5 protein-coding genes and 1 pseudogene are annotated in these 7,676 nt (G+C 50.4%); all 6 read left to right on the top strand.

The features are described from left to right. Positions 1-437, top strand: a pseudogene (locus CAGA_RS11800) (hypothetical protein); the annotation flags it as partial. A 98-nt stretch (positions 438-535) separates the two neighbouring features. Continuing rightward, positions 536-2,545: a DNA polymerase gene (locus CAGA_RS11795; protein WP_207669583.1), complete on the top strand. Its 2,010-nt coding sequence runs from the start codon at positions 536-538 to the stop codon at positions 2,543-2,545. An 89-nt stretch (positions 2,546-2,634) separates the two neighbouring features. Further along, entirely contained in the window at positions 2,635-5,055 is a 2,421-nt protein-coding gene (locus CAGA_RS11790; protein ID WP_135661053.1) for a virulence-associated E family protein, read from the top strand. A gap of 248 nt (positions 5,056-5,303) precedes the next feature. Further along, positions 5,304-5,585, top strand: a complete 282-nt coding sequence (locus tag CAGA_RS11785) for a PDDEXK family nuclease (protein ID WP_135661051.1) — start codon at positions 5,304-5,306, stop codon at positions 5,583-5,585. Between the two features lie 98 nt (positions 5,586-5,683). After that, positions 5,684-6,973 carry a DEAD/DEAH box helicase gene (locus tag CAGA_RS11780; RefSeq protein WP_135661049.1) on the top strand — a complete coding sequence of 430 codons (1,290 nt, stop codon included), beginning with the start codon at positions 5,684-5,686 and terminating at the stop codon, positions 6,971-6,973. Beyond that, positions 6,973-7,407 (top strand): sigma factor-like helix-turn-helix DNA-binding protein, encoded by a 435-nt coding sequence (locus CAGA_RS11775; protein WP_135661048.1) that lies wholly within the window; start codon positions 6,973-6,975, stop codon positions 7,405-7,407. The genes CAGA_RS11780 and CAGA_RS11775 overlap by 1 nt, the downstream gene beginning before the upstream one ends. The last annotated feature ends 269 nt before the right edge of the window (positions 7,408-7,676 follow it).

Raw genomic sequence — 7,676 nt, 5'->3', positions numbered from 1 at the left:
GATGGCGCCCGGATCCATTACAACCGGGAGTACATACGCAGGAGGCTGGGAAAAGCATGGTAAGCCGGGCATATGCCGCATGGCGCGCAGAGTGTATCAAAGCTGATATCGAGATGGGATTTTACAAAGATGATGACGTTGACCTCGATATCGATTATGCCAAAAGGCGCGCAAAGCGTCGCAAATATATGAGCGAATATTATATCCGCAACCGTGCAAAACATCGTGAGACCGCGCGAAAATCGTACTTAAAAAAGAAAGCCGCTTTCCCCGTGGCCGCTCCGGCTCCGCAGTACCCGCAATATGCACAGCAACCCGCTGCCGTTGCATATCTGCCGTTCGCACAGACGTCGGCACAGCAGTATCCCGATATGCCGCAAAATTATCCGCAGTATCCTGCCGTTGACCCGATCACCGGTGCTCCGTTCACCAGATAACATCGTTGCCCGTTCCTAGCGGGGTCACCGTAAGGCCCCGCCCCAGAAATCTTAAGTTAGGAGGAAATAACATTGAATGAAATTACAGGAGGACACCAATGATTCATCACCTGAACATTGACCTTGAAACTTTTTCCTCTGTCCCAATCGCAAAGGCAGGGCTGTATAAATACGTGCAATCTCCGGATTTTCAAATCTTACTGTTAGGGTATTCCATCGACGGCGCACCACCGATTGTAGTTGACCTTGCTTCGGGAGAAAAAATTCCAGGAGAATTACTCCGCGCTCTTAATGATCCAAATGTTATCAAGCATGCCTATAATGCGGCATTTGAATGGTACTGTCTAACAAGCTGTAAGAATAATCTGATTACCGGAAATCCTATTGACTCTCTGCCGAGCTGGCGCGACACGATGCTCCATGCTCTTTATTGTGGGTATCCGGCCAGCTTGGACGTTGCAGGCAAAGCATTGGGACTGCCGGAGGATAAGCGCAAGCTGGCGACCGGCAAAGCATTAATCCGGACATTCTGCGTACCCTGCAAGCCTACGGCGCGCAACGGTAACCGCACCCGGACACTACCACAACATGAACCAGAGAAATGGGAACTATTTAAGGAATACAACCGGCAGGATGTCATTACTGAACAGGAAATCGAGCGTCGGTTATCTCCGTTCCCGGTGCCGCCGGAGGTGCAGCACCAGTGGGAAACCGACCTGCGAATCAATTCCCGCGGTGTAGCCGTCGACCTCGACCTAATTCACGGCGCACTAGAATGCTCCGATACCGTCACCGTGGCGCTTGCCAAAGAAGCCGTACAACTTACCGGACTAGATAACCCCAACAGCGTAGCGCAGCTTTCCCGCTGGTTGACAAAGGAAACCGGAGAGGAAGTTGCCGACCTGCGCAAAGATACTGTCGCAGCAATGCTTGGCAGTAATTTGAACAGCGATGACGCCCGTCGGGTTCTGGAGATTCGGCAGGAACTTTCCAAAACCAGCGTTAAAAAATACACGGCCATGACCGATGCGGTCTGCGACGATGGACGTGTACGAGGATTATTACAGTTTTATGGTGCCAACCGGACGGGGCGCTGGGCCGGCAGAATTATTCAGCCTCAAAACCTTCCGCAGACACATATTAATGGCGGAATGCTGGATCTAGCCCGTGATTTGGTTAAAGATCAGAAAATCGAAAGTCTGAAGCTGATTTACGGCAGCGTGCCAGATACCCTTTCACAGCTTATCCGTACCGCGCTTGTTCCGTCACCGGGGCATAAATTTGTGGACGCAGATTTCAGCGCCATCGAAGCCCGTGTGATTGCGTGGCTTGCCGGTGAGGAGTGGGTACTCGATGTATTCCGGTCACACGGAAAAATTTACGAAGCGACTGCATCTCAGATGTTCGGCGTACCAATCGAAAAAATCGTCAAAGGGCAGCCGGAATACGCGCTGCGGCAAAAGGGCAAAGTCGCCACCCTCGCGCTCGGTTATCAAGGTGGTTCCGGGTCACTCATAAGTATGGGTGCCCTGAAAATGGGAATTTCGGAAGAAGACCTTCCCGATATCGTCCGCCGCTGGCGAGACAGCAACAAACGGATTGTTGACCTCTGGTACTCAGTTGAGAATACAGCAATCAACGTTGTTCAGACAGGACGGCCGGCGGGCGTTCGCGGCTTGATATTTGCCCTTGAGGGCGACCATACAACCGACCAATTTTTCCTTACGATTACTTTGCCGTCCGGTCGAAAGCTGTATTACGCAAAGCCTTTTCTCTCCCCAAACCAATGGGGCAATGATTCTTTGCATTACTATGGCATGAACCAAACAAGTAAGAAGTGGGAAGTCATTGATACATACGGCGGGAAGCTCGTCGAGAACTGTGTACAGGCAATCGCCCGAGACTGTTTAGCCGAAAATATCGAACGGCTGGAAGCCGCCGGATTCCCGGTTGTGTTCCATGTGCATGACGAAGTTGTAATTGATGTGAAAAAGGAAAAGGCAAACCTTGACACGGTCTGCCAAATCATGAGCCAACCGATACCATGGGCACCCGGACTTCCGCTAAAAGCTGACGGGTGGGTTGGAAGCTACTATACCAAAGACTGAAAGAAGGGATATTTTGGGCGCCTTCGTAGATTTAATCGGAAAACATTCTAAGTTGTATTCAGAGACCGTAAAGGAGTGACTTCGACAAAATGCTCCAATATGACCGACAAATAACCATCAGTACCGGCAACAGCCGCAATGCAACGCGCTGGCCGGCACAGACTCTCTATTTATCTGACCTATATGATAAACTCCGTACGCCGCTGCGCGGTACAGAAACCCTCGATGTCTACCTCAAAATGTCAAAAGCCCAACAGGATAGCCTGAAAGACGTTGGCGGGTTCGTCGGTGGCATCGTCCATGGTGGTGGACGGCGCAAGGGTAACGCCATCGACGGACGCGATATACTAACCCTCGACCTCGACCATATCCCCGCCGGCGGAACAAACGACGTACTGCGCCGAGTGGACGGGCTTGGCTGCGGGTATGCTGTGTACTCGACCCGTAAGCACTCTCCGGACGCGCCTCGGCTGCGTATTATCCTACCGCTTGACCGTACTGTCACCGCAGACGAGTACGAACCTATCGCTCGGATGACCGCAAATCTAATTGGAATAGGCATGTGCGACCCGTCCACCTTTGAAGCGTCAAGGCTTATGTACTGGCCGTCCTGCTGCTGTGACAGCCAGTACGTATTTACATACGGTGATAAGCCGTTTTTATCGGCTGACGGCATGCTTGCCCTTTATCCGGACTGGCATGATATAAACGCGTGGCCGCAGGTGCCGGGCGTGCAGGACACGCACAAGCGACTTGCTGCAAAGCAGGGTGACCCCACGCAGAAAAGCGGCGTAGTCGGCGCGTTCTGCCGTACATACAACATTTACGATGTTATGGAAAAGTTCCTGCCCGGCATCTATGAACCTGTTGACAATAGCTCTGAACGGTACACCTACACAGGCGGCAGCACAACCGGTGGCGCCATTGTATATGATAACGGAACATTCCTTTACTCCCATCACGCGACAGACCCCGCTGGCGGGAAGCTCTGCAACGCGTTTGACCTTGTTCGATATCACCTGTTTTCCGACAAGGACGATGACGCAAAGCCCGATACACCTACGAACCGTTTACCGTCCTATACCGCCATGTGCGAGCTGGCAGTTGCAGACGCTGCGGTTGCGGCGTTACTCAATAAAGAACGATATGAGAACGCCACCAAGGACTTTACAAACGATTCGGCGAGCGCAGAGAACGAGACCCCGGAGGATTGGATGAAGCTGCTGCAGGTAAGCCCTCAGACGGGTGTTCCGGCGAAAACCACCGATAATATCCTGATTATCCTCGAAAACGACCCGCTGCTTAAAGGCCGTATCCAATATGATGAATTCGCGAAACGCGGTATTGTTGCCGACACCTTACCATGGGATTTAAGCCACCCGGGACGGCGGACATGGAACGACAACGACGATAAAGGCGCACGCTGGTATATGGAGAAAATTTATGGTATCACCGGCAAGGATAAGGTTACGGATGCGCTCGGCCTGTGTGGGAACAACCATTCTTTTAATGAAGTGAAGGATTACCTGAACAGCCTGCAATGGGACGGTGTGCCGCGGCTCGACCGCCTTTTCATCGACTATCTTGGTGCCGCTGATACCGAATATGTTCGGGCAGTAACCCGGAAATCCTTTACCGCGGCCGTCGCCCGCGCACTAAACCCCGGCTGCAAATACGATACGATGCCTATCCTTACGGGACCGCAGGGGATTGGCAAGTCCACGCTGCTGAATAAAATGGGGCGCAAGTGGTTCACAGATGGCCTTAAAACCTTTGAAGGGAAAGAAGCTTGCGAATTAATTCAGGGCGTCTGGATCGTCGAAATCGGCGAACTGGAAGCCTTTAATAAATCAGAAGTAGGACGGATAAAGCAATTCCTCAGCCAACGCGTAGACCGGTTCCGTGCGGCGTATGGGCGCCATGTGCAGGAATGCCCGCGGTGCTGTGTATTCTTCGGTACATCCAATAACGGTGAATATCTACGTGACCCGACCGGCGGCCGGCGCTTTTGGCCGGTTGATCTGGCAATCACGCAGCCGACAAAAAGCGTTTTTAAAGACTTAGATAATGAGTTAGACCAGCTATGGGCTGAGGCGGTCACGCGCTGGAAACTTGGGGAGCCGTTGTATTTATCCGGTGAACTGGAAAAGGCCGCTAAGGAAGAACAGGAAAGCCACAGAGAGCATAGCACCCGCGAGGGTATCATAATAGACTTCCTTGAACAGAAAGTCCCGGAGGACTGGGATTCGTGGGATTTGCAGAGGCGGTTAATGTTCTGGAATGGCGGCGAGAAAAACCCGGAGCTAAAGCTGGTAGAGCGCCGCAAGGTGTGCGCGCTGGAGATTTGGTGCGAAGCGTTGGGAAACGACATACGGGCAATCAAAAATTCGGATTCCGCGGAAATCAATGCCATAATTGCAATGCGGAAAGATTGGAAACGAATGAAAAGCCCTGGTAAATTTGGGTACTGTAAGGCGCAAAGAGGCTTTGAAAAAGTTGCTACAAACTAGTCTACAAACTCAAATTCGTCTACAAAGCGATTGTAGACAGGTCTACAAAGCCTACAATCTGTCTACAAACTTTGTAGACGGTTAAAACCACATGAATCCTAAACAAATTACTATTTTCTACAATTCTACAATCTTTTTAATATTAATTATTGAATAGGCAATTAGGCATACACGTACCCGCCTAGCGCGCCTAAGCGCGTATATGTATACGCGCGCGTGTAGAGTTTGTTGAAAGGGATGAAAAGCAAATGAGAGAATCAACGATAGAAGCGTACCTCCGCGATCGGGTCAAGGAACTCGGCGGTAAGGCTTACAAATTTGTTTCACCGGGTAATGATGGGGTGCCTGACCGGTTGGTTTGTTTACCGGGTGGACGAGTTGTATTTGTCGAGTTGAAAGCACCGGGCAAGAAGCCGACGAAGCTGCAGGAACGGCAGCATGAAATCTTAACAGGGCTTGGCCTAGATGTCAGAGTGATAGACTGCAAAGCGAATATCGATTGGCTGATTGCAGAATGGAAAGGCAGGTGATGCCCCATGATGTTCAAACCACACGGATATCAGGTATATTGCATTCAACGGATTATCAATGACGCTGCGCTTGGCCTGTTTTTGGACATGGGTTAGGTTTGGGAAAAACAGTTATTACCCTTACCGCTGTGAATGAGTTGAAATATAACCGGTTCGCCATTCGGCGGGTGCTTGTGATAGCCCCGAAAAAAGTCGCCGAAGCTACATGGTCGAAAGAAGCCGCAAAATGGGATCATCTGAAATTGCTGCGGATTATTCCGGTGTTGGGAACCCTCAAGCAGCGAATCCGGGCATTGAATACACCGGCTGATGTGTATGTGATAAACCGCGAAAATGTTCAGTGGCTGGTGGATTATTACCGCAACGATTGGCCCTTCGATATGGTGGTTATAGATGAGTCTTCCAGCTTCAAGAATCATCAGGCAAAGCGTTTCAAATCTCTTTGCTGGGTGCGCGGTAAGATTTCTCGTATCGTGGAGCTGACCGGTACACCGGCGCCGAACGGATTAATTGACCTATGGGCGCAGATTTATCTCCTTGACGGTGGCCAACGGTTGGGGAAGACGATTGGAGGATTCCGGCAAAGGTATTTCGACCCGGACCAGCGAAATGCGCAGCAGATATTTTCTTACAAACCGAAAGAAGGTGCCGGTAGCACCATTCAGGATAAGATTTCCGATATCTGCATCAGTATGAGTGCGAAGGATTATTTGGAACTGCCGGAAATTGTGTATGACGACATCCCGGTTAAGTTGGATGCAGCCGCACAGAAAGCGTATAAGAAGCTGGAACGCGATATGCTTCTGGAAGTTAACGAGGAAGAAATCACGGCGACTACTGCGGCGGTTCTCGGAAATAAGCTGCTGCAGCTTGGCAATGGCGCGGTGTACGGGGAGAACCACAAGGTGATAGAAATTCACAAATGTAAAATCGAAGCCTTCCTGGAAACCGTGGAAGCCTTACAAGGGCAACCTGCATTGGTGTTTTATAACTTCCAGCATGACAGGGACAGGCTGCTACAAGCACTTGCAAAATCCGGCTTACGAGTCCGAGTCTATCAGGGCCCGCAGGATGAAACCGATTGGAACAATCACAAAATTGATGCCCTTCTGGCACATCCGGCCAGCACCGCCTACGGACTGAATCTTCAGGACGGCGGTAATCACATAATCTGGTTCGGGCTGAATTGGAGTCTTGAACTTTACCAGCAGGCAAACAAAAGACTTCATCGTCAAGGTCAGAAGCAAAAGGTTTTTATCCACAACCTGATTGTGCAGGGCAGTATGGATGAGGATGTCATGGAAGCGCTGCAGGGCAAGAGTACTACACAAGACAGTCTACTGAAGGCTTTAAGAGTGAGAATCGAACGAGCAAGGGAGGAAAAATAATGACGTCGAAAGAATTTTTACAGCAATATCAGGATGCGAACCGCCAAATTAATGCGAAGCTTGACCAGATACATAGACTCCGCGAACTTGCAACGAAAACGACACAGAGCCTTATCCCAGACCGGGTACAATCATCCGCAGCCCAGGACAAGGTATCAGTTATTGTTGGAAAGATTGTGGACATGGAGCATGAAGTTGACTTGGAGATAGACCATCTGCAAGAAATAAAACACAAAATTGAGGTGGTAATCCAGTCTGTAACGGATGCCAAACAGCGAGCGGTTTTGACTCGCAGGTATATCAACGGTCAGACCTGGGAGCAAATTGCGGTGGATCTCAATATTTCTTATCAATGGGTTTGCGAGCTTCATGGTAGGGCGCTTCAAAAAATTTCAGAGCAGTTGATAGAAGTTGATACTCCGTCTGTGGTATAACTAAGCTGAGAAATTTTAGAAGAACGTCCGGCTGACCGGATGTTTATGAAATAATTACAAGTAAGGGACATGGCTCGCTTCCTCCTATTCAGCGCCCGGTTTGTTTCCTTTTTCCGGGCGCAAACTATGTCACCGGGCACGGAATTATCCGGGGCCTGCCGGGCCAGAGCCGGGCGGTGACGCCAAAGAAAAAGCAAAGGATTATTCGTCCTCTGCTTTACAATATTCAGCAATAAACTTCTTGATTTCCGCTGTGGGTGTTGTGCCGC

It is taken from the genome of Caproiciproducens galactitolivorans (assembly GCF_004768785.1).
Taxonomy (GTDB): domain Bacteria; phylum Bacillota; class Clostridia; order Oscillospirales; family Acutalibacteraceae; genus Caproiciproducens; species Caproiciproducens galactitolivorans.
The sequence above is the reverse complement of the archived record's forward strand: the minus strand, read 5'-3'. Positions and strand labels throughout refer to the sequence as shown.

What these genes read in the sequence shown, in the direction of transcription:
- CAGA_RS11795 (WP_207669583.1), top strand. Translation starts at nt 536, where the DNA reads ATGATTCATCACCTGAACATTGACCTTGAAACTTTTTCCTCTGTCCCA.
- CAGA_RS11785 (WP_135661051.1), top strand. Translation starts at nt 5,304, where the DNA reads ATGAGAGAATCAACGATAGAAGCGTACCTCCGCGATCGGGTCAAGGAA.
- CAGA_RS11775 (WP_135661048.1), top strand. Translation starts at nt 6,973, where the DNA reads ATGACGTCGAAAGAATTTTTACAGCAATATCAGGATGCGAACCGCCAA.
- CAGA_RS11790 (WP_135661053.1), top strand. Translation starts at nt 2,635, where the DNA reads ATGCTCCAATATGACCGACAAATAACCATCAGTACCGGCAACAGCCGC.